The sequence below is a fragment of the Hymenobacter fodinae genome (assembly GCF_004745825.1).
Taxonomy (GTDB): domain Bacteria; phylum Bacteroidota; class Bacteroidia; order Cytophagales; family Hymenobacteraceae; genus Hymenobacter; species Hymenobacter fodinae.
This window is the reverse complement of the sequence record NZ_SRLA01000001.1, coordinates 568,302-589,367: the sequence shown is the minus strand read 5'-3', so window position 1 is coordinate 589,367 and position 21,066 is coordinate 568,302. Positions and strand designations below refer to the sequence as shown.

Below are 21,066 nucleotides of genomic sequence, written 5' to 3'. Positions count from 1 at the left end.
TGACAGCTCCAGCCGCTTTTGCGTTTCACTTATTAATAGGTCCGGTTAGTGGCCTAGGACCAGATTCATGCGCAGGCAGGTGGTCTCCGAAGCTATGGTTTAGCTGCCGCTTTCAGCAACTCCAGGGCCTTATTCAACTCAGCATCGGTGCCTGGGAGGGCAGTAAGGTCTACCTGCTCAGCGGGCACGAAGTTCTCACGTGGTAGGCCACCTATCCGGTACAGCCGCTCGGTGGGGATATTAAAGCCAAAGCCCGCGTTCGGCAGCCGAAACGACTCAATGGCCCCGTTCAGGCGGGCCATTTCGGTGCCCAGTATAGTGGCGCGGCGCATGGCATCGAAGCCCACGGTAATGCCTTCGGCCATGCTACCCGTCCAGCGCCCCACCAGTACTACGAGTGGCCTAGTGTAGGGCTTGGCCCGCGGCGAGACCAGCTCAATCGTGCTGCGCTTGATGCCAAACTCCCGCTCTTCCGCTGCAAACTCGTGGCGCTGGTAGCCCTGTTCCAGGGTGATGAAGCGCCCCATTATAGCCCGGGCTACCGTGGAGTTGCCGCCACCTGGCGTTTCGCGCAGGTCCAACACGAGGCCCGTAGTGGCGGCCAGCGCATCCAGGGTGCTGTCGAAGGCGGTCATCAGGCGGTTGTCGCCGAGACTGTTGTTAATTTTGATGTAGCCCACGGTGCCGATTTGCCGGCTTTCCAGCAGCCCCGCGTAGCGGATGTTCTCTAGCTGGGCGGTGGGCTTATCGGGGTATAACTGCAGCAGGCGGCCTTGGCTTCGTACCGTCAGCTTGCGCAGCATATCGTGGGTGCCGGCCAGGGCTTGGTTGAGGGCCACTTCGCGGGCAGCCTCATCCACAATCTTCAGGCAGTGGCCTAGCAGGGGCGGCACGGCCTGGGTTAGGGGCACATCGTTCACTGCCACCAGCTCCATGCCGGGGCGTAGGCCACTCCGCTCGGCCCCGTAGCCCACGCGCACCGCCACCACTACCGGCTTGCCCTGTTGGTATTGCGCCCATACGTCGGTGCCGGAGGGCAACAGGCGGCGCGAGTCGGGTAGGTTGGTGGAGAGGGAAGCGTGGTTGTCGTAGAGCTCGTTGAGGGCGTTTTCCAGCAGGCGCGTGAATTGCGCCTTTGTGGTAATACCCGGCAGCTGCGCCCCGTAGTAGGTGCGCACCTTCGCCCAATCCGTCTGCTTCTTCTCAAAGTAGCAGTAGTTCTCGTTGACGGTCGTCCAGAAGTAGTCGAAATCCTGCTGGTACTGCGCCGGCGTGAGCGTGGTTTGGGCGAGTAGCACTGTGGGCAGGAGCAGTAAGCAGAGTGCGCCCAGCAGGCGCCAACGAGTATATATCACCGCAAATAAAAAGATAAAAGATGCGCCCTACTAGTTACTAAAACTGCCGTACATTCTGCTGAGCTTCCCCTGGGGTGCCCCTCCTTGGCGAGGCCTTTTCAGGGCAGCCCTGGCCGCCGGTGCCAGTACTTTTCTTCTTATACATCTGGCAACGTGATAGTGGCCTAGCGGCGCTTAACTACATTCCCTCCTTCCTATTTATCATTTCCATCTTTCTTTATTCTATGACTGAGCAAGACCCCGAATCGGAGCAGGAACTGACGCCTGCTGGTGGCCCCATTTACCGCTACGAGAACGTAGAGCCCGAAGAGTTTACCTTGGCCGCCGGCGACGATGAAACCATTCAGGCCATTTCCGACCATATTGAGCGCCACATCGGCCCAGTGAGCGGCGTGTTTCACGAGCTTATTTCCGACAAAGTGCACCTGGATGTGCATTTCGTGGAGCCCAGTGCCGACTTTCCCTTCAAGGCCCTAGTTACCTCTGGTATGAGTGACCTACCCATGACGGTGCCTGAAGGTGCCGAGGACTGGCGCTACGCCGAGCTGTGTATTCTGCTGCCCAGCACCTGGGAGTTCCCCGACATGGGCCCTGACGCCGAGTACGAGGACGAGGATGCCATGGAAGACCAGTACTGGCCCATCCGGTGGCTGAAGTATCTGGCGCGCTTCCCCCACGAGTACCGCACCTGGCTGGGCTCTGGCCACACCATCCCCAACGGGGAAGACGCCGAGCCCTTCGCCTCCAATACCAAGCTGGGCTGCATGCTGCTTCTGCCCTCACTCAGCCTGCCCGATGAATTTCACGAGTTGAAAATCAGCGAGGAGAAAACCATCTACTTCTATTCTCTCTACGCCATCTACAAGGAGGAAATGGACCTGAAAATGAACAAAGGCGCCGAAGCCCTAATCGACAAGTTCGAGGAGCGCGGCATCACCGACGTGGTAGACCTAGACCGCCCCAACGTAGCCGCCAAGAAAGGTTTCCTAGGCCTGTGGTAGCCGAAGAGGCGGTTTCGTTTCAGCAGTCTAACTAAACGTCATTCCGAGCTTGTCGAGGAATATCGCGTGCTGATGTCGTGGTAGTAACCCTGACGTCAGCATGCGAGATTCCTCGACAAGCTCGGAATGACGTTTCTCATGTTAGAAAGCACTCCTCTCTCCGGAGGATGCGGCGCGTTAAGCCAAGGTGACCAGGAGGTGAGGCGCCCCGCTAGGCCGCCTCCCGGCAAACCCCTATTTTGCACTCCCTAGTGCTTCGCTATCCTATTCTATGTTTCCTGTTCCAGTGCGGGCTGTTCTCTGTAGCCTATTTCTACTGCTAGCCACCGTTGCCACCAACGCCCAAACCGCATCCGTTTCTGACGCCGAGCTAAACACTTTTTACGACCAGCTCAACGCCTACCGCACCGCGCGCTACCAGCCCCTACCCGACCTGGAGGCCCTGCGGCTGCCCTCCACCTTCTCGGGTGCCGACCTGCAGGCCCTGCACTTGCAGGACCGCCACATTGTGCGGGTTGATCTGGTATACACGGCCTTCCGCCTCAACCCCGCCTTCAACCAACGCCAGCTCAACCTCAGCCGCATCCGCAACCTGGCGAGTGGCCTACCCGGTCTGCTGCAGGATGAGTCCGTGACTTGGACGCTGGTGGAGCAAACCGGCTGCAACAGCCCCGCCGAGTGCCAGCCGTTTTTTCATGGGTTTGTGGTGTACGTGGCCCGGCACGCCACTGCCGCCACCAGCCGCGCCGACCTCGACAGCCTCACGCGCAAGCTGCGCATCCTGGAAAAGAAGCGCCCCAAGGCCAGCAAGAAAGCCCCCGGCAAAAAGGTGGCCTGCAACCTGCCAGCCAGCCGCTTCAGCAACCGCCAGATGGCCCGTAGCCTGCGCCGCCTCTACCACTGCCCCCAGCGCGACGCCCAAATCGTAAAGTTTGAGCTCACGGTAGCCGCCAATGGCACCCTCCAAACGGTGAAGGTGCTGCCTACCGCTAGGCCACTTTGCACCGCTGAGCTGGAAGAAGCCATCCGGAAGAGCGTGGCGTTTAACTCCGGCTTCCCCATTGATCGGAAGATGTTTCCGTTTTTGGCCAAAGGCGTTATCCGGCTGCCGATTGGGCCGTTTCAGCTGCTGGGCGAGGCCGACATGGGCTTCACCAACTTCGCCCTCCCCGACTCGGCGACCCGGCTCTACCGCGTGTTCCTGAAAAAGAAGAACAAGCAGCACAAAAACGACTACTGCGAAGCACGCATCACCAAGAAAGGCGAGCTGCTGGCCGCCGCTGATACCACCGCCGAGGAGCTGCCTCTGCCGCCTGATGCCAACGTGGTTTCCCGCGTAATGCAGCGCCACCCCGAGTGGAGCAAGGAAGTGGTAGTGACCGATGCTACCGGCAGCATGTTCCCCTACACCTACGACCTACTGGCCTGGCTGCAGCTCAGCGCCCTCGAAGACGAGAAAACCTTCGTGTTCTTCAACGATGGCAACGACCAGCCCGACAAAGACAAGCGCGTGGGCAAAACCGGCGGCCTCTACCACGTGAAAACGGATAGCTACGAGGCCATCAAGAACAAGCTCATCGAGACCATGAAGGCCGGCGGGGGCGGCGACGCGCCCGAAAATGACGCCGAAGCCCTGCTCTACGCCCAGCAGCTCACCGGCCCTGACTCCGCCCCCACGGACCTCATCTTGATTGCCGACAACTACACCTTCCCCCGCGACGCCAAGCTCCTCAAAAACACCACGGCCCACATCCGCATCATCCTCTGCGGGGTCCGCGACTACATCAACCCGCGCTACCTCGCCCTGGCCCGCAAACACGGCTTCACCCTGCACACCATCGAGGGCGACATCGAGAACCTAAGCAAACTGCTAGAAGGCGAAACCATTACCATCCAAGGTCAGCAGTACCAAGTAACCAAGGATGGGTTTAAACTGGTGCAGAAGACTTAGTACATATTTATAATTTCTCGTCAACTCAACTTTACAATTGAACTTATGAATTTTCAAATCACAAAAGATTGCAAAGGCATTATAGACAGGCTTGTATCAGAAGAAAACTTGAGCAAAGTATTCCCAAGTGCACTAGTACTATCTAAGAAAATAAAAGATCCACATTTAGAAAAGTGGGTTAACTTAGAATTTAACGGTTATTTTAAAGGTAACTCCTATATGGACAACGATGTAGTTGTACCTGAATACAGATCATTACCTGGTCAATACCTAAATGATTACGGGCAAATAATGAGAATAGATAATCCTGACCTAAAATTTGCAAATGAATACCGATTAAGAAACGGAATTGCTGAACTCGAAGAATTCGCAAAAGCAAGCACTATGATTACATTGAGTGATTCAAGTTTTAATTCCTTAATAAGACAAAACTTGGGCTTTGATGCTAGCAGATTCCAATTCGCACCTTATTCAGTAGTAGGTATCCTAAATGACATCAAGTCATCTCTCATAAATAAATTAACAGATTTAATAGATCATCAAGAAGAGTTACAGCGCAATGATGTTCAGACTTTATCAAATATTATACCCTTACTACATACATCTGTCCAATCTGCTGTTGGCAACCTTTATTCCAATGGTCATTACAGACAAGCAATACTTGATACATATATTCATTTAGTTGATTATGTAAAGAGAAAGTCTAACAGATCTGATTTGGATGGATCACAACTTATGGACAACGTATTTTCACCAAGAAACCCTGTTTTAAAATTATCAGAGGACGAAAACGAAAGGCAAGGTTATATGCTACTATTCAAAGGAGCAGTAATGGCGATTAGAAACCCCAAAGCACATAGCCTTATAGAACAGAACGATCCGCAAAAGACATTAGAGTGGCTATCATTTGCGAGTGTACTTTTCAGAAAAGTCGACGAGGCTGAATTGGTAGTCAGGAATTAAAAGAGGCTGCAACTCCTAGGAGTTGCAGCCTCTTTATATTTATCGCAAGTGCAGAATTACATATGAATCGCGCGGTTCTCGGTGGCGGCTAGGCAGGCTTCCTTCATGGCTTCGGCGTAGGTGGGGTGGGCGTGGCTCATGCGCGCTACGTCCTCGGCAGAGGCGCGGAACTCCATGGCCGTTACGGCTTCGGCAATGAGGTCGGCGATGCGGGGGCCGATCATGTGCACACCCAGGATTTCGTCGGTTTCCTTGTCGGCCAGCACTTTCACGAAGCCGTCGAGGTCCATGGAGGCGCGGGCGCGGCCCGAGGCACGGAAGGGGAACGAGCCAGTTTTGTAGGCCTTGCCCTGCTCCTTCAGTTGCTCTTCGGTGTAGCCTACGCCGGCTACTTCTGGCCAGGTGTACACCACGCCGGGGATGAGCAGGTAGTTTACGTGCGGCTTCTGGCCTACAATGGTTTCGGCCACGAACACGCCTTCTTCCTCGGCCTTGTGGGCCAACATAGCCCCCCGAATCACGTCGCCGATGGCGTAGATGCCGGGCACGTTGGTTTGCAGGTGCTCATCTACCTTGATGCGGCCGCGCTCTTCCATTTCTACGCCGGCAGCTTCCAGGTTCAGGCCCGCAGTGTAGGGCACGCGGCCCACGGCCACCAGGCAGTAGTCGCCTTCAAACTTTACTTCCTCGCCTTTCGGGTTGGTAGCGGTTACCGTTACGGCGTCGCCCTCGCGGGTAGCGCCAGTTACTTTGTGGCTCAGGAAGAACTCGATGCCGATTTTGCCCAGGATGCGCTTCAGCTCCTTGCCGAGGGCGCGGTCCATGGTCGGGATGAGCGAGTCCATGAACTCAATCACCGATACCTTCGCGCCGAGACGAGCGTACACCGACGCCATTTCTAGCCCGATTACGCCGCCCCCAATCACGATCATGTGCTTGGGCACCTCCCGAATGTTCAGGGCCTCGGTGCTGGTGATGATGCGCTGCTTGTCCTGCTGAATGAAGGGCAGCACAGTAGGCTTAGAGCCAGTCGCAATGATGACGTTTTTCGTCTCGATCTGCTGCTCCTCGCCGCCCGCGGTGGGCTGTATTTTGATGTGATTCTTATCTACGAACGAACCGACGCCGTGCAGCACGTCGATCTTGTTCTTCTTCATCAGGAACTGGATGCCGTCGGTATTGGCCTTCACCACCCCGTTCTTCCGGTCGATGAGCTGGTTCATGTTGATCTGCAAGTCGCTCAGCTCAATGCCGTGCTCCTTGAAGGTGTGGCCGGCATTGTGGAAGTGCTCCGTCGAGTCGAGGAGGGCTTTGCTGGGAATGCAGCCCACGTTGAGACAGGTGCCGCCCAGGGTGCTGTACTTCTCAATCAGGGCAGTTTTGAGGCCTAGCTGGGCGCAGCGGATGGCCGCCACATAACCGCCTGGGCCGGAGCCGATGACGGTAACGTCGTATTGGTTCATATTCAACGAGTGAATTCGGTGGAAATCAACGGGCGCGAAGGTACGCACGGTGAATTTGTGAAGTGGTGTATTTGTGAAATACTGACCAAGGTCAGGGTCTTAACTAGAGCTAGATGCTAGTTCCCCTCCTCAGCTGAGGAGGGGCTAGGGGTGGTTAACGATAGTAGAACGATGTTAACAGAACAACTCATTAGGCCGTCATGTCGAGCTTGTCGAGACATCTCGCGTGCTGACGTTGCCAACGTAACTCAACCAAATAGCACGTCATCCTGAGCAGCGCAAAGGATCCTCTCGCGTCAGCACGAGTCGCTAGGCTAATTGTTCATACCTGAAAAGATCCTTCGCTGGGGCTCAGGATGACGTGCGTTTACAGGGTCGTTCTAGGCCAGTTCAACCACCCCTAACCCCTCCTTATCTAAGGAGGGGAACTAGTTTGCGGTCTTAACTAATGAAGCGTCAGCAACAGTGGCTTCGCAACTGCAGGTCCATTCGCTGAGGGCTTTGAGGATAGGCAGTAGGCGCAAGCCATTTTCGGTGAGGAGGTAGTCAACACGGGGTGGCACTTCATTGAAGGCTTCGCGCAGAATCAGGCCGGATTCTTCTAGTTCCTTCAGCTGCTCAGCCAGCACCTTGCGCGATATCAGGGGGATGTGCGCCGCCAGCTGCCCAAACCGAATGCGCCGCTTACCTATGCTCCAAATAATGAGGGGCTTCCATTTCCCGCCAAGGATGCCCATAGTCCGCGTCATGGAGCAAGTGGAGTTAAGCAGCTGGTCGTTTTTCATGATAGTTACCTTAAGGTTACTAGTAACGTGCTTGTAACTAGTTTCTTCGCAAACTTACTACCCAATAGTAACTAATCCACACTATCAACAGTTCCTTTGCGTAACAAACGCACTCAAGCTGCTAGCACGCTTGTGTCGTTTGCCGCAGAAAGCCGACCTGATCAGCGGCTGTCTTCGGATGAGTGGCCTAGGCTACTCGTGTTTATCGGCTCGTGGCAACTACGCCAGCGGGCTCTACTCTCTTACATCTATTTCCTCTGCACCAGAGGATACACCTCATGAAAAAGTTAGAAGGAAAAGTTGCCGTCATTACGGGCGGAAACAGCGGTATTGGCCTAGCCACGGCTAAGCGGTTCGTAGAAGAAGGCGCCTATGTATTCATCACTGGCCGCCGCCAGCAAGAGCTCGACGCAGCCGTGCAGCAAATTGGCCGCAACGTAACCGGCGTGCAGGGCGACGTGGCCAACCTCGCCGACCTCGACCGCCTATTCGCTACCGTGCAGGCCGAAAAAGGCACCCTTGATATTGTGTTTGCCAACGCCGGCGGTGGCGAGTTTGTCCCGCTGGGCGCCATCACCGAAGAGCATTACGACCGGACATTCAACAGCAATGTAAAGGGGTTGGTATTTACGGTGCAAAAAGCCTTACCCCTGCTCAAAGATGGCAGTTCTATCATCCTGAATGCGTCTATCACCTCCATCAAGGGCAGCGAGGCCTTCAGCGTATACAGCGCCACCAAGGCGGCAGTCCGCTCCTTCGCCCGCACCTGGACTTCTGACCTGAAGCAGCGCAAGATCCGGGTAAATGCCCTGAGCCCCGGACCTATTGCTACGCCCGCCCTAGATGGTCTCGTCAGCACCCCAGAGGAGACAGAGCAGCTCAAGGCACACTTGGTGAGCACCATCCCCCTCGGCCGCCTCGGTGACCCTGACGAAATTGCCAAAGTAGCCTCCTTCCTCGCTTCCGACGACAGCAGCTTCGTCACGGGTGTTGAACTGTTCGTGGATGGCGGCTCCGCTCAGATATAAGTGCTAGGCCACTGCTCAGGCGAGCAGAGCAACGCTGTCCTGCTAAGCATGCAAGTTGCTGTGTGAGGTTTAGTGTACCTGACTGGCCTAGTACGACTACCCCAGCCCGTCATGTCGAGCTTGCCGAGACATCTCGCGTGCTGACGTTGCCACACTAATCTAACATAAACGCACGTCATCCTGAGCCTCAGCGAAGGATCTTACCACGCGTGAACGACTGGCCTAGCGCCCGGTGCTGACGTGATAAGATCCTTCGCTGGGGCTCAGGATGACGTGCGTTTACAGAGTTGTTCTAAGACAGTCAACCACCCCTAACCCCTCCTTTCCAAGGTGGGAAACTAGCTTTAGTTCATAGATCTAGCTTAGGCTACTTTGTAACTGACAACAAAACTAAAAGCTCCTCTTCCGTGGCCAGAAGAGGAGCTTACTATTTATTCAGACTATGGTTTAAGCCGCTAGGCCAGTGTGCGTTTCCAGTTGGTGTGCTTGCGCCCGCAGTACTTCGCGGGCAATACCCAGGTTGGTATCCAGGGAGTTCACTACCAGGTAGATGAACCGCTCACCGTTTTCCGTGATTTTCAGCAAATGCAGCTGGCTGGAAAGCGTAATAAGTATGTCTTCTATAGTTTCGTCGGACAGTTGCAGCGCGGTCATGGCCTTTTGCTTGAGCTTCACCACCTCCGCATTGAAGGTGGCTGCCGTAGCGGGATTAATGGCGGGCGAGTTAGTGTGCGACGCCAGACTATTACCCGAGGCTACATCTACCACGGCCACAGCCAACAAACCAGGCAGCTCGGTTAGCACGTTGCGTACTACTTGCGTAGCCAATGGATCGGGGGCAAGCGGCTTGGGGGCTTTGTCTGGCCGACGAGAGGATTTTTTGCGGTACGATTTAGGCTTCACTCACGCTTCTACTACATACACAGGCGCGGTGGACGCCTAGAAAAACAACCACCGATGCTTCTTCTGCTGTTCGCGCGGAAGCAAGGTTACCTTGGCCGTGTTAGAGCCTTTCACCGCTACCTCTTCGTCCTGGTAGCCACCATAGCCATACTTCAGCGTGCTGGTGCCAGCGGGTACGGTCAGGGCGTATTCGCCTTCCGCATTGGTTGACACGCCGTAGCGGCTGCCGGGGTGCATAACCGTAGCTCCGGCCAGGGGCTTGCCGTTTTCATTAAGAATCTTGCCGCGCACAGTAATCATACGCATCGACGAAGCAGCGGAGGCTGCCGCTTCCGTAGAGGCCACTTCGGCGCTGGCGGTTAGCTCAGTAGGGATGTTGTCAGAGGGTAGACGCTCTGTGGGGATGCTGGTGCCTGCAAACACCACCGTGCCCACCAGCACTGCCGAGGCCACCATGGCCGAGGCACGGCGGCGGAAGCGCACGGGCTCAGCCCGGATGTACTGAATTTGCTTCTGCACCCAGCTTGGGGCAGTACCAGCCTCCTCGGCGGCCTGCAGCTCCTGGAAGCGGGTGAGGGTAGTGTGTGCCTGATCTGAATCCCGATGCAGGTACGCCTCAACGGCTTTAGCCGAAGCCTTGCTTAGGTCGCCGCGCAGATACGCATCCCGGTACACCGGCAACAGTTCACCGGATTGAGGATCGAAGGGAGAAGCTGTCAATTTCATAGGCGAAAGAGAGGTTGAAATGAATGAATCGAATGAGGTAACCGAATAAACCCACCCCCGAAGCAACCCAGGCCACCTGCGGCTATTGTTCGCAGGTGCGCATTACTTCGCGGGCAATACCCAGATTGGTGTCGCGGCAGTCTACGGCCACATAGAGGAACCGCTGGCCATCTGGTAATAAGCGCAACAGATGCAGTTGCGTATGAAGCGTAATTAAAATTTCCTCGAGCTGTTCATCGGGGCCCAGTTGCAGGGCGGCTAAAGCTTTTTGCTGCTGCCGCACCACTTCCGTATTGAAGCCCAGTACCTTACTGAGGTGAAACTCGCGGGAGGATGTATACTGAGCTAGGGCCTGGCCCGAGGCCAGTTGCACCACGGCTGCCCCCAGCAACTCGGGCAAGCCGGCCAGCACCTGCTGAATAATTCGCTCGGCGGCATCCTTCTCAGGGCCAGAGCCACTACTCATCACCTTGCTGACGGCGGGCCCGGCTAGTCCCTGCAAGCGTTGTAGAAAGGGTATGTGCATAGGCCTACAAATTTGCGCCCGCTGTGTGGCGCGCTACCAGGCGAAACCAAGTGGCCTAGCGTGACCGGGGCCAGCGGGCCACCTTGTTTCGCAGAAGCAAAGCAGGGCCAGCGGTTTCCCACTGGCCCTACTTGTTTGGTTGGCCAGTCTTAGTTGTTGAGGCCGGCTACGTGAGTGCGCAGCACCTCGCGAGCAATGGCGAGGTTGGTGTCGCGGGAGTTCACTACCAGGTAGATGAACTTGTTGCCAGCTTCGGTCAGCTTCAGCAGGTGAATCTGGTTAGAGAGGGTAATGAGGATGTCCTCAATCGACTCACCCTGCAGTTTCAGAGCCGTCATGGCTTTCTGCTTCTGCTTCACTACTTCCGTGTTGTAAGCAGCGGCCGTATCGGGATTGATGCTAGGCACGTTGGTGTGCGAGGCCAGGCTCATGCCGGAGGTAACGTCTACTACGGCTACTGCCATCAGAGAAGGCAGATCGTTGATGATTTCCTGTACTACTTTACCAGCGGGATTGTTAACTGAGTAAGCCATGTTTCAATAAGGAGGAGAAAAAGAGGAGGAGAAAAAAACCGATTGCACTTGCTTTCCCACTATCCATCATCGATTGGTTTCGGGCCCACGCGTTGGCCACTCCACTAATTTTGGACTTAACAAGGAAAAACTTTGTAGTCTAAACTCATTAATCGGCGGCTCAATACCGTGACGATCAGTGAACTTGTTGTACAAATCTCCTCATTCCATCTACCTCACAAAATGACCTTCATCACTTAAATAAATGATTGTAGTTAAATTTTTCCCACTCTATTCAAACTGGGAACCCATTTCGGGAAGATAATATCCAATTTATATAAATTCCTGCCGGATTACAACTTGAGCACTTCACACCCAACTTCTTAGCTCTTCTTGCCAGCACGCGGCTTCCTATACGGCAGGAATAGCCAACAAGGTTTCGGCTTTGGCAAATAATATTTTTACTAGTTGAGCTACTTCACACTACATACCTGCTTAGGTGAAGGTAACCGGTCAGTAGGCAGGCCTATAAAAGCGCAAGCGGCTCCCCGAAGCATAGACTTCGGGGAGCCGCTTGGCGGTAATATCCTTTTAGGTAGTGGCCTAGTCGTAAAGGGCGGAGAGCTTTCCTATTTTGTCGAGGTCGAGCAGGGTAATGCGGCTGCCCTGGGTTATAACCAGGCCCTCATCACGAAACTCGGAGAGCAGACGGCTGGCTGTTTCCTTGGCCGTACCCATAAGCGCAGCCAAGTCTTCGCGCGTAATAGGGATACTGAAAGGACCCGGTAACGCGGGCTGGTAGAGGTGGTGAAGCAGTAATAGGGCCTCAGCCAACCGCTCGCGCACGGGCTTGTAAGCAGCGTGCAGGATACGCTCCTCTGCTTCGCCCAGCGCCTTGGCCAGAAGCCGCATAAGGGAGTGTGAGAACTGCGCGTTCTGCTCAATAATGCTGAAAAAGTCGGTGCGGGGTACCAAGCACACCACACAGTCGCTGAGAGCTACGGCGGTAGTGGTGTAGTGGTCGTTGGTCATGAGCGAGCGGTAACCCAGCACGTCGCCCTCTTTGGCTAACCGGATTATCTGCTCTTTGCCGTCGCCAGTGAGCTTCGATAGCTTCACTTTGCCTTCCCGGATGCAGTAAAGGCCAGCGGCCCGGCTGCCCTTCCGAAAAATTACCTGCCCCTTCTGGTATACCTGATACACTTTGCCCACCGATACCAACGACAGTTCACTCATTTGGCAGTTACCCATGAGTGAATGCTGCAGGTGGGGACAGTCTTGGCAGTTAGCCGGTGCAGTAGCTTTCGACTTCATGCTTGAAGAGATAAGGAAACGCTCACAACAATACTCTTAGCCTTCATACACAATACCCTTTATAGTGCGCCAAAAGCAGGCACTTACTTAACCCAACCGTGGTAGATACTCATGCAAGCGCCTTCCACTGTCGGGCTCAGTATACAAAAAGTCTTATTACAAAATAGTCTCCAAACTGTCTTTATTCACAGCTATACGGCCGCTGTACAACACCAAGGAGTGCCACAATTCAGGCTTACTTAAGTTGTAACGCCCAAAATTAAAGATTTTTAATCTAGCTTCAACCCTATAGTCGAGCTTAAAGTTCGGGCATAGCGAACATGAAATGTTCCTAATATGAGAAACACTGTCCCAAAATAAGACATGACGCCTTTTCCTTCCGTTAGTACAAGCCCGCCAGGTGGCATAGTACAACCAGCGGCTACTCCACTAATATCCCGATATAGCAGTTAAGCGTGTCAACTTCCACATTCTGCTTCGTGAGCCCAGGCACTTCAATAGGGGCAAACCGGGTAGTGGGCTTGATAAACTGGTAGCTTCCGCCCTTGGCGCGCACTTGCACTGGCAGGTCGAAGGCAGGCTCATTAGCTATCCAGCGGGCTAGCGTGCGGTTTTCCTCGAAGCGCAACTCCAGGGTAGGAAGTGCCGTGTGGCGCAGATATTGGTTGAACACAGCCGTGAAGTCGTGGCCACTCTGCTGATTGATGTAGGCCACTATTTGCTCCGTCGTGACGGTTTGATGGTAGAAGGTGCTGCCCAGCCCCCGCAACACCTGTCGCCACTTCTCGTCGTTGTTGAGGGCCGTCCGGATAGTGTTGAGCATGTTGCTGCCCTTATCGTACATGTCACTGGAGCCTTCCTTGTTAACGCCGTAGGGGCCGATAATAGGCTCATCGTTCTGGATATTGCGGCGCTGCCCATGGATGTACGCTTGAGCAGCTTCTTTCCCAAATTGGCTTTCCACAAACAGGGCCTCAGAATAGGTGGTGAAGGCCTCGTGAATCCACATATCAGCAATATCCTTGCTGGTGATGTTGTTGCCGAACCACTCGTGGCCGCTTTCGTGAATGATGATGAAGTCCCACTTCATGCCCCAACCCGTGCCGGAGCGGTCTTTGCCCAGGTACCCGTTGAGGTATTTGTTGCCGTAGGCCACCGCGCTCTGGTGTTCCATGCCCAGGTGGGGAGCGTCAACCAGTTTGTATCCATCCTTGTAAAACGGGTAAGGCCCAAACCAGTATTCCATAGCCTTGAGCATGGGCGGCACGTTGGCGGCGAACTGCTTTTTAGCCTTGGCTAGGTTTTCGGGCAGCACCCAGTAGTCGAGGGTGAGGGGGCCTTTCTCACCGGCGTAGGTGCCGCCGGAGAAGTGTTGATAGTCGCCCACGTTCATGGCCACATCGTAGTTATTGATGGGGTTGCTCACGAACCAGTCGTAGCGGGTATAACCGTTTTTAAGCGGTGTGGTAGCCCGCAAGCGGCCATTCGAGACATCCTTTAGGCCCTTGGGCACCGAGATGCTGATGAGCATACTGTCTACTTCATCGGCCTGGTGGTCTTTAGTAGGCCACCAGATGCTGGCCCCCACTCCCTGGCAGGCGGTGGCTACCCAAGGTTTGCCCTTGGCATCTTGGGTGAAAACGAGGCCCCCATCCCAGGGTGCATTTTCGGCTACAGTAGGCTGCCCGGAGTAGAACACCGTAAAGGCCGCGCGCTGCCCCTTCCGGATTGGTTGCGGAAACGTGACGAACACGGCGTTGGCTTCGCGGGTAAATGGCACCTCTTTGCCTTCGTAGGCCACCTTTTCTACATTCAGGTTGGCAAACAGATCAAACTGCAGGCGTGTGAAATCCTGGGTAGCCGTAAACCGAAACTCATTGGAGCCGCTGAGAGCCTTTTTGGCCACGTCCAGCTTTACATCGAGGTGGTAGTAGTTGATGTCGTAGCAGGTGCGCAGGGGCGTGAGGGCTCCGCGCAACGTGTCGGCCCGGGTGAAGGTGGGCTTGGCTTTCAACAACTGAGCAGCGACGGGACGAGACAGGCCTAGCAGGCCACAGAAAGCAACAAGTAGAAAGGAGCGCACAGGGAAACCAGATGTAAGTACGAAGTAAAGAACGGCATCAGGAGCGAAACGCTGCATTAGGCTATGCGCGTTGAGGGTAACAGGGCATAGGGCCTGAGTTAGCGCCCTCTCTTCTATAGCAGTTAGGGGCTGCCTCCCAAAACCAACGTAGGTTTGCGGCATGTCTGCACCTGCCTCTCCTTCTCGCGCTTCCATCCTGCTGGCTTTTGCGGCCCTATACATTATCTGGGGCTCTACCTACCTGGGTATCCGGTTCGCCATTGACTCTATGCCGCCCCTACTCATGGCGGGCACGCGCTACGCTACCGCCGGAGCCCTACTCTACGGCTACATGCGCTGGAAGGGGGAACCGGCTCCTACCACACACGGATGGGGCACGGCCCTTTTCATCGGCACCTGCCTGCTGGCCTTCGGGAACGGGGGCGTGACGCTGGGTGAGCAGTACATACCCTCGGGCCTGACGGCGTTGCTGGTGGCCACGGTGCCCATGTTTCTGGCGGTGCTGGGCTGGTGGAGTGGCCTAGCCAGCCGCCCGGCCCCGTTGGTGGCCGTGGGCTTAGCGTTGGGCCTGGGTGGCGTATATCTGCTGGCCCGCACGCCCGGTGTCAGTCATGTGGCGCTTCCGGGCCACGAAGGACTGGGCACCACGCTGGTGCTAGTAGCAGCGTTGGTGTGGGCCATTGGCTCGTTGTACTCTAAAAAACATCAGCCAGCCCCCTCTCCGTTTATATCGGGCGGTATGCAGATGCTCTGTGGCGGATTGGTGATGGTGGTGGTAGGCTTACTTAAGGGTGAAGCCCAGGGGTTTGCGCTAGCACAAGTAACCGCTAAGTCGTGGCTGGCCTACGCATATTTGGTTACGTTTGGGTCGATTGTGGCCTTTACCGCTTACATCTGGCTGCTACGCGTGGTGGAGCCCGCCATTGCGGGTACGTATGCCTTTGTAAACCCCGTGGTGGCCGTGCTGCTGGGCTGGGCTTTTGCGGGCGAAGAGCTAAATGCCGGTATGTTGGGCGGAGCTGCCCTTATTGTGGTGGCCGTGGCGCTGGTAGTACTAGGCGGGCGACAATCTTCAACTACTCCTAAGAAATGAGCAAGCATACTACCGGCCTGACATCTCAGGCACTCGCTCTCCTTCCCTACTCTCTGCTTTCCCTAGGCCTGTTAGGCTCCTGCCAGATGCCCAAAACCACGTCTTCTACTCCCGCTTCCCATATAGCTGCCAACGCCGCGGCTCCCATGTGGCAATCGGCTGCTTACTCGGTCTTCCCCGATTCAGTGGTACAGGGGCCGTACACGGCACGGGCCTTGTCGCGGACGAAGTTGACCTCTGATTACCACAGTCCGGCCAACGAGTTTCTGAGCCCGCAAGTAAGCTTTAAGTTCAGCCTCAATGGCCGAGACAATGAAATGCCAATTGGCCAGGACCACCTATTTGTGGCGCTACCGAAAGCCGATGGCACTGGCCTAGAAACGCCGCTTATTGCTTTCGGGCACCAATACCGCGACCCAACACTGGTGTCAGCCAACACTTACCTCGCTCCCAACACGCCCCTAACCATTCGGCTGGATATGCGGCCGGTGCTGGCGGCGTTCCGGCAGCAAGGCTTCTATCAACTCTACAACGGGCAGAAGCTATATAAAGACGACTTCAAACACGTGTTCGTGGCAGGCAACACGGCGCCCCTAAGCTGGGACTTCGATAACCTCATCAACAAGCCCCATCTAGAGCTCAAGGACCCAGATGGCGACGGCATTTACGAAACCACCGTTACGCTTAACGCCCCCGCTAGCGCCAAAAGCACCGCCAGTAGCAGGAAACAGAGCCTCGACGTGTCGGCGTTTCCGCAGCTCACTTCTGATTATCCGCTGCTGGATGCGCTATATAACCTAGCTCTGGAGGAAGCCAAGCGGGCCGTGGAACCCGACGGTACCTTCCGGACGGGCCAAGAGTGGGCTGGCGTCTGGACGCGCGACATCAGCTACAGCATCATTCTCTCACAGGCCCTGCTGCAACCGGAAGTGGCTAAAACCAGCCTGCTGCGCAAGGTGACGCCTGAGGGCCGCATTGTGCAGGATACCGGCACGGGCGGTGCCTACCCCTGCTCTACTGACCGTATCATTTGGGCTACGGCCGCTTGGGAAATCTATAAAGCCACCGGCGACGAGGCCTGGCTACGGCAGGTGTACCCCATCATCAAGAACTCTATTGGAGACGACCAGCAAGTGGCCTACGACCCCGCTACGGGTCTGGTACGCGGGGAGTCGTCGTTCCTGGACTGGCGCGAGCAAACCTACCCCAAGTGGATGCAGCCCGTGGACATTTACCAGAGCGAAACACTGGGCACCAATGCGGCGCACTTCCAAGGCAACCAGGTACTGGCCTTGATGGCCGAGCAGCTAGGCCACTCAGCGGTAGCGGCCCGCCACCGGGCCGTAGCGGCGCGCATTAAGCAAGGCATAAACCAGCACTTGTGGCAAGAAGAGCGCGGATACTATGGCCAGTTTCTCTATGGTCGCAACTTTCTGCAGCTTTCCCCCAAAGCTGAGGCCCTCGGGGAAGCTCTTACGGTGCTGTTTGAGGTAGCTGATGAAGCAAAGGCACGCCGAGTAGTGGCGCATACTCCAGTCATGGAGTACGGCATTCCGTGCATTTACCCCCAGATTTCGGGTATTCCGCCTTATCACAATAATGCCGTGTGGCCTTTCGTGCAGAGCTATTGGGGTTTGGCTGCAGCAAAAGTCGGTAACGAAACTGCATTTATGGAAAGCATGATGGCCGTGGCTCGTCCAGCGGCCCTGTTCCTGACCAACAAGGAGAACTTCGTGGCCAGCAACGGCGACTTCGCCGGCACCGAGATTAACAGCAGCAACATGCTCTGGAGCCTTTCGGGCGCGCTAGGACTGGTGTATAAAGGGCTGTTTGGGATGGATTTCCAGGCCGACCGGCTTACGTTTCGGCCGTTTGTACCGCAGGCGCTGCAGGGCACGCGCAAGCTTACCGGCTTCCGGTATCGCCAGGCAGTGCTAGATATGCAGTTGCTGGGCTACGGCCGTACCATTCGCAACATCACGCTCGATGGGCAGCCCCTCCCCAATGCTACGATACCCGCAACGCTCACGGGCGCGCACGCCATCCGGATTGAGCTGGCTAACGAAACCCCAACTGCCACGCCCCAGCACAAAGTACCGCACCATGTAGCCCCTCTTACCCCCGTAGTGGCCTACGCCCACGGCAGCCTGACCTGGCCAGCTGTAGAAGGAGCTACTGCCTACCAAGTGCTGCGTAACGGCCAGTTTGCGGGCCGCACTACCACTCCGGAGTTTGCCGTGCCTGCACCAGTGACCTACACCGAGTACCAAGTGGTAGCCATAGATAATAAGGGTTTCGAAAGCTTCGCCAGTGAGCCACTTCCTGTAGAAGCCGAGAAGTTCCGGCGCACATATGAGTTAGAAACCAGCGCCCCCACAGCTGAGAAGGCGCACAAGAGTTTCGCTGGCACTGGGTACTCTGGCAAAGGAGTTTTAGAAATCAGTACCGAGCGCAACCGCGAGCTGACCTTCCGCCTGTCGGTGCCTGAAACGGGCCTGTATGCCCTCGACTTCCGCTATGCCAATGGCAACGGCCCTATTAATACCAGTAACAAGTGCGCTATTCGCACGCTGCGCCTAGGCCAGCAACGGTTAGGCACGGTGGTATTACCTCAGCGAGGCCAAGACGCGTGGTCGGACTGGGGCTTCTCCAACCCTATTCTAGTGCGTCTGAATAAAGGCACGCACTCATTAACTCTGGCCTACGAGGCCACGGACAAGAACATGCATGGCGAAGTAAACCAAGCCATGCTCGACTACGTGCGCCTCACCCGAATGTGAGCAGATTATGGGGGCGGTAAGCAAATATTTTTTCAAACGGCCGCGCTTCCTTCATCTTATTACACCGTGCTGTTTTATAGCTACTTCTGAACTTTACGAGCATAAAATCCATTTCCGCTATACTGCACTGTAAAAAGATAAAATAAAATTTTTCCGTTTGTTGGCGAATGCAATGCAACCTGCGTAAATTCGCTGCGTATCCGAGAGCCCACACAGCTTGATCCCCGCCAGCTTATGAAAACTTCTGTTACTCTGCCTGACATTTGCACCGAGCGTGATATCAAAACGCTGGTAGATAATCTGTGCCAGAAGGCCACCAACGATACCCTGCTTGGCGCCAGCTTCGGTGCAGCGGCTCGTATTCACTGGCCCCACTACCTCACCACGCAGTACCGTTACTGGAGCAGCACCTTGCTGGGCCACGGTAGCACCGAAGGCGAGCCGCTGCCCGAGCAGGTAGCGCTTCCCCGGAGCGGCCAGCACATCCAGCACTGGTTCAATATTTTCTCTTCTACTATTGAGGAACACTTCTCGGGCTCGAAAGCCGAAGAAGCTAAACAACTTGCTAAGCAACTAGCAACCCGCCTGAGCGCAACTCGCAGCCGCGAGTTACCCGTCGACTAACATCCCTTTCCGTTTCCCTTCCGCTTCCCCCAATCCACTTCCTTTCCCCGCCCTTCTCCTATCCACCCATCCCACCCGCAAAAAGCCCATCAGATATATTTCTGAAGGGCTTTTTTGTAGGTATACCTTTCCATTACTGGCCTAGCGGTGTCACTACAGTCTGCTGCTTAAAAACAAAGCCGCCTTCTTTTATCCACCCATTATGGAAGGGCAAAAGAAGGCGGCTTTATTTACGTGCTATGCTAAGCGCGATGCTTACACACCCAACAGCAAACGAGTTGGGTCTTCGAGCAGCTCTTTCACGCGCACTAGGAACGACACCGACTCGCGGCCGTCGATGATGCGGTGGTCGTAGCTCAGGGCCAGATACATCATTGGGCGAATCACTACTTGGCCGTTCTCGGCAATGGGGCGCTGCACAATGTTGTGCATCCCCAGGATTGCCGACTGCGGGGCGTTGATGATCGGGGTGCTCATCATCGAGCCAAACACACCGCCATTGGTGATGGTGAACGTACCGCCGGTCATCTGCTCAATGGTGAGCTTGTTGTCGCGGGCCAGCGTAGCCAGGCGTACAATTTCCTTCTCAATGCCATCGAATGACAACTCCTCGGCGTTGCGAATAACGGGCACTACCAAGCCTTTCGGGGCCGACACGGCAATGCTGATGTCGCAGAAGTCGTTGTACACGATGTCGGTGCCATCAATCTGGGCATTCACTGCCGGCCACTCTTTCAGGGCCACGCACACAGCCTTGGTGAAGAACGACATGAAGCCGAGGCCTACGCTGTGCTTCTCCTTGAACTTGTCTTTGAACTTGTTGCGCAGGTCCATGATAGGCTGCATGTTCACCTCGTTGAAGGTGGTGAGCATGGCCGTCTCGTTCTTCACCGACACCAGACGACGAGCTACCGTCTTGCGCAGGTTGCTCATCCGCTCGCGGCGCACGTTGCGGTTACCGCTGGCAGCCGGAGCCTCTTGCGCGGGAGCTGCTTTAGCAGGTGCCGAAGCCGGAGCAGCAGCGGGTGCCGGTGCAGCCGGACGAGCCTGCGCGTTTTGGGCGTCTTCCTTCGTAATGCGACCATCACGACCGGAGCCTTGCACATCGGCGGGGTTAATGCCCTTCTCACCGAGGATTTTACCAGCCGCCGGCGAAGGCGTGCCAGTAGCATAGCTAGTGGAGCTAGAAGCAGGTGCTGCGGCAGCGGCCGGAGCAGCCTGGCTGGCAGCGGGAGCTGCGGCCGGAGCGGCAGCCGGGGCCGAAGCACCGCTACCACCTTCAATGCGGGCAATAGTGGCGCCGATGCCAATGGTTTCGCCTTCCTTGGCTGCGTGACGCAGGGTGCCGCTACCTTCGGCGGGCAGCTCAAACGTAGCTTTGTCTGACTCCAGCTCGGCAATAATTTCGTCGCGCTGTACTTGGGCACCGTCCTCCTTCAGCCACTTAGACACGGTTACTTCCGTAATAGACTCGCCCACGGCCGGAATCTTCATTTCTACCGTAGCGCCACCGCCTGAAGCAGCCCCGCCCGTAGCCGGAGCCGTAGGCGTGTTTGCCGAACCAGCCTGCGACCCACCATAACCGCTCTGGTTGCTGGCCTGGGGGTTTTCTTCGCCTTTGCTGATGGGGTCAGCGGCCGGAGCCGAAGTGCTGGCTGCGGCCGGAGCAGCAGCCGGAGCGCTGGCCACACCGTTGCCACCAATTTCGGCGATGGTAGTACCAATACCGATGGTTTCACCCTCGGCTACGCGGATGCTTAGTACCCCATCTGTTTCTGCGGGCAGCTCAAACGTAGCCTTATCTGATTCTAGCTCGGCAATTACCTCGTCGCGCTTTACGGTTTCGCCGTCTTTCTTGAGCCATTTGGCAATGGTAACCTCAGTAATAGACTCGCCAACGGCGGGGATTTTAATTTCCAGACCCATAAGTGGGAGTTTTGAAGGGTTTTCGGGAGAATG

The 21,066-nt window shown here is 55.8% G+C and carries 17 protein-coding genes; 7 read left to right on the top strand and 10 right to left on the bottom strand.

Annotated elements, in window-relative coordinates; translation table 11 throughout:
- Window positions 1-92: 92 nt before the first annotated feature.
- Window positions 93-1,355: a S41 family peptidase gene (locus EU556_RS02500; protein WP_135430725.1), complete on the bottom strand. Its 1,263-nt coding sequence runs from the start codon at window positions 1,353-1,355 to the stop codon at window positions 93-95.
- A gap of 224 nt (window positions 1,356-1,579) precedes the next feature.
- On the opposite strand from EU556_RS02500, the gene EU556_RS02495 reads away from it, so the two are divergent.
- From EU556_RS02495 to EU556_RS02485, 3 genes are all read left to right on the top strand, one after another.
- Window positions 1,580-2,356, top strand: a complete 777-nt coding sequence (locus EU556_RS02495) for a suppressor of fused domain protein (RefSeq protein WP_135430723.1) — start codon at window positions 1,580-1,582, stop codon at window positions 2,354-2,356.
- A 271-nt stretch (window positions 2,357-2,627) separates the two neighbouring features.
- Window positions 2,628-4,307, top strand: a complete 1,680-nt coding sequence (locus EU556_RS02490) for a vWA domain-containing protein (protein WP_135430722.1) — start codon at window positions 2,628-2,630, stop codon at window positions 4,305-4,307.
- A 45-nt stretch (window positions 4,308-4,352) separates the two neighbouring features.
- Window positions 4,353-5,270, top strand: a complete 918-nt coding sequence (locus tag EU556_RS02485) for a TIGR02391 family protein (protein WP_135430720.1) — start codon at window positions 4,353-4,355, stop codon at window positions 5,268-5,270.
- Between the two features lie 56 nt (window positions 5,271-5,326).
- Here the strand turns inward: EU556_RS02485 and lpdA are convergent, their stop codons facing one another.
- Both lpdA and EU556_RS02475 read right to left on the bottom strand, forming a co-directional pair.
- Complete coding sequence (lpdA, locus tag EU556_RS02480; RefSeq protein ID WP_135430719.1) at window positions 5,327-6,733, bottom strand: dihydrolipoyl dehydrogenase; 1,407 nt, start codon at window positions 6,731-6,733, stop codon at window positions 5,327-5,329.
- Between the two features lie 428 nt (window positions 6,734-7,161).
- The gene (locus EU556_RS02475) at window positions 7,162-7,518 is read right to left on the bottom strand and encodes a winged helix-turn-helix transcriptional regulator (protein ID WP_135430717.1); all 357 of its coding nucleotides are present in this window, start codon (window positions 7,516-7,518) and stop codon (window positions 7,162-7,164) included.
- Window positions 7,519-7,796: 278 nt separating this feature from the next.
- Between EU556_RS02475 and EU556_RS02470 the strand changes: the two genes are divergently transcribed.
- A complete protein-coding gene (locus tag EU556_RS02470; protein ID WP_135430715.1) occupies window positions 7,797-8,546 on the top strand; it encodes a glucose 1-dehydrogenase in 750 nt (249 codons plus the stop codon).
- Window positions 8,547-8,993: 447 nt separating this feature from the next.
- Here the strand turns inward: EU556_RS02470 and EU556_RS02465 are convergent, their stop codons facing one another.
- From EU556_RS02465 to EU556_RS02440, 6 genes are all read right to left on the bottom strand, one after another.
- Entirely contained in the window at window positions 8,994-9,449 is a 456-nt protein-coding gene (locus tag EU556_RS02465; RefSeq protein WP_245327376.1) for a hypothetical protein, read from the bottom strand.
- Window positions 9,450-9,485: 36 nt separating this feature from the next.
- A complete protein-coding gene (locus EU556_RS02460; RefSeq protein ID WP_135430711.1) occupies window positions 9,486-10,175 on the bottom strand; it encodes a carboxypeptidase-like regulatory domain-containing protein in 690 nt (229 codons plus the stop codon).
- 82 nt (window positions 10,176-10,257) lie between these two features.
- Window positions 10,258-10,701 (bottom strand): hypothetical protein, encoded by a 444-nt coding sequence (locus EU556_RS02455; protein WP_135430709.1) that lies wholly within the window; start codon window positions 10,699-10,701, stop codon window positions 10,258-10,260.
- Window positions 10,702-10,850: 149 nt separating this feature from the next.
- Window positions 10,851-11,234 (bottom strand): hypothetical protein, encoded by a 384-nt coding sequence (locus tag EU556_RS02450; protein ID WP_135430707.1) that lies wholly within the window; start codon window positions 11,232-11,234, stop codon window positions 10,851-10,853.
- Between the two features lie 582 nt (window positions 11,235-11,816).
- Window positions 11,817-12,464, bottom strand: a complete 648-nt coding sequence (locus tag EU556_RS02445) for a Crp/Fnr family transcriptional regulator (protein ID WP_210116204.1) — start codon at window positions 12,462-12,464, stop codon at window positions 11,817-11,819.
- 484 nt (window positions 12,465-12,948) lie between these two features.
- Complete coding sequence (locus tag EU556_RS02440) at window positions 12,949-14,610, bottom strand: M1 family metallopeptidase (protein WP_245327374.1); 1,662 nt, start codon at window positions 14,608-14,610, stop codon at window positions 12,949-12,951.
- A gap of 160 nt (window positions 14,611-14,770) precedes the next feature.
- On the opposite strand from EU556_RS02440, the gene yedA reads away from it, so the two are divergent.
- The 3 genes from yedA (at window position 14,771) to EU556_RS02425 (ending at window position 19,107) form a co-directional block, all read left to right on the top strand.
- Complete coding sequence (gene yedA, locus EU556_RS02435; protein ID WP_135430699.1) at window positions 14,771-15,703, top strand: drug/metabolite exporter YedA; 933 nt, start codon at window positions 14,771-14,773, stop codon at window positions 15,701-15,703.
- The gene (locus tag EU556_RS02430) at window positions 15,700-18,483 is read left to right on the top strand and encodes an alpha-L-rhamnosidase-related protein (protein ID WP_245327373.1); all 2,784 of its coding nucleotides are present in this window, start codon (window positions 15,700-15,702) and stop codon (window positions 18,481-18,483) included. Before yedA ends, EU556_RS02430 begins: the two co-directional genes overlap by 4 nt.
- A gap of 234 nt (window positions 18,484-18,717) precedes the next feature.
- Window positions 18,718-19,107 carry a group III truncated hemoglobin gene (locus tag EU556_RS02425; protein WP_135430696.1) on the top strand — a complete coding sequence of 130 codons (390 nt, stop codon included), beginning with the start codon at window positions 18,718-18,720 and terminating at the stop codon, window positions 19,105-19,107.
- A 255-nt stretch (window positions 19,108-19,362) separates the two neighbouring features.
- Here EU556_RS02425 and odhB read toward each other — a convergent pair whose 3' ends face one another.
- Window positions 19,363-21,033, bottom strand: a complete 1,671-nt coding sequence (odhB, locus tag EU556_RS02420) for a 2-oxoglutarate dehydrogenase complex dihydrolipoyllysine-residue succinyltransferase (protein WP_135430693.1) — start codon at window positions 21,031-21,033, stop codon at window positions 19,363-19,365.
- Between the last annotated feature and the right edge of the window lie 33 nt (window positions 21,034-21,066).

Bases quoted from the DNA above. Each gene is read 5' to 3' on its own strand.
- EU556_RS02495 (WP_135430723.1), top strand. From the start codon at position 1,580: ATGACTGAGCAAGACCCCGAATCGGAGCAGGAACTGACGCCTGCTGGT.
- EU556_RS02490 (WP_135430722.1), top strand. From the start codon at position 2,628: ATGTTTCCTGTTCCAGTGCGGGCTGTTCTCTGTAGCCTATTTCTACTG.
- EU556_RS02485 (WP_135430720.1), top strand. From the start codon at position 4,353: ATGAATTTTCAAATCACAAAAGATTGCAAAGGCATTATAGACAGGCTT.
- lpdA (WP_135430719.1), bottom strand. From the start codon at position 6,733: ATGAACCAATACGACGTTACCGTCATCGGCTCCGGCCCAGGCGGTTAT.
- EU556_RS02475 (WP_135430717.1), bottom strand. From the start codon at position 7,518: ATGAAAAACGACCAGCTGCTTAACTCCACTTGCTCCATGACGCGGACT.
- EU556_RS02470 (WP_135430715.1), top strand. From the start codon at position 7,797: ATGAAAAAGTTAGAAGGAAAAGTTGCCGTCATTACGGGCGGAAACAGC.
- EU556_RS02460 (WP_135430711.1), bottom strand. From the start codon at position 10,175: ATGAAATTGACAGCTTCTCCCTTCGATCCTCAATCCGGTGAACTGTTG.
- EU556_RS02455 (WP_135430709.1), bottom strand. From the start codon at position 10,701: ATGCACATACCCTTTCTACAACGCTTGCAGGGACTAGCCGGGCCCGCC.
- EU556_RS02450 (WP_135430707.1), bottom strand. From the start codon at position 11,234: ATGGCTTACTCAGTTAACAATCCCGCTGGTAAAGTAGTACAGGAAATC.
- EU556_RS02445 (WP_210116204.1), bottom strand. From the start codon at position 12,464: ATGGGTAACTGCCAAATGAGTGAACTGTCGTTGGTATCGGTGGGCAAA.
- yedA (WP_135430699.1), top strand. From the start codon at position 14,771: ATGTCTGCACCTGCCTCTCCTTCTCGCGCTTCCATCCTGCTGGCTTTT.
- EU556_RS02430 (WP_245327373.1), top strand. From the start codon at position 15,700: ATGAGCAAGCATACTACCGGCCTGACATCTCAGGCACTCGCTCTCCTT.
- EU556_RS02425 (WP_135430696.1), top strand. From the start codon at position 18,718: ATGAAAACTTCTGTTACTCTGCCTGACATTTGCACCGAGCGTGATATC.
- odhB (WP_135430693.1), bottom strand. From the start codon at position 21,033: ATGGGTCTGGAAATTAAAATCCCCGCCGTTGGCGAGTCTATTACTGAG.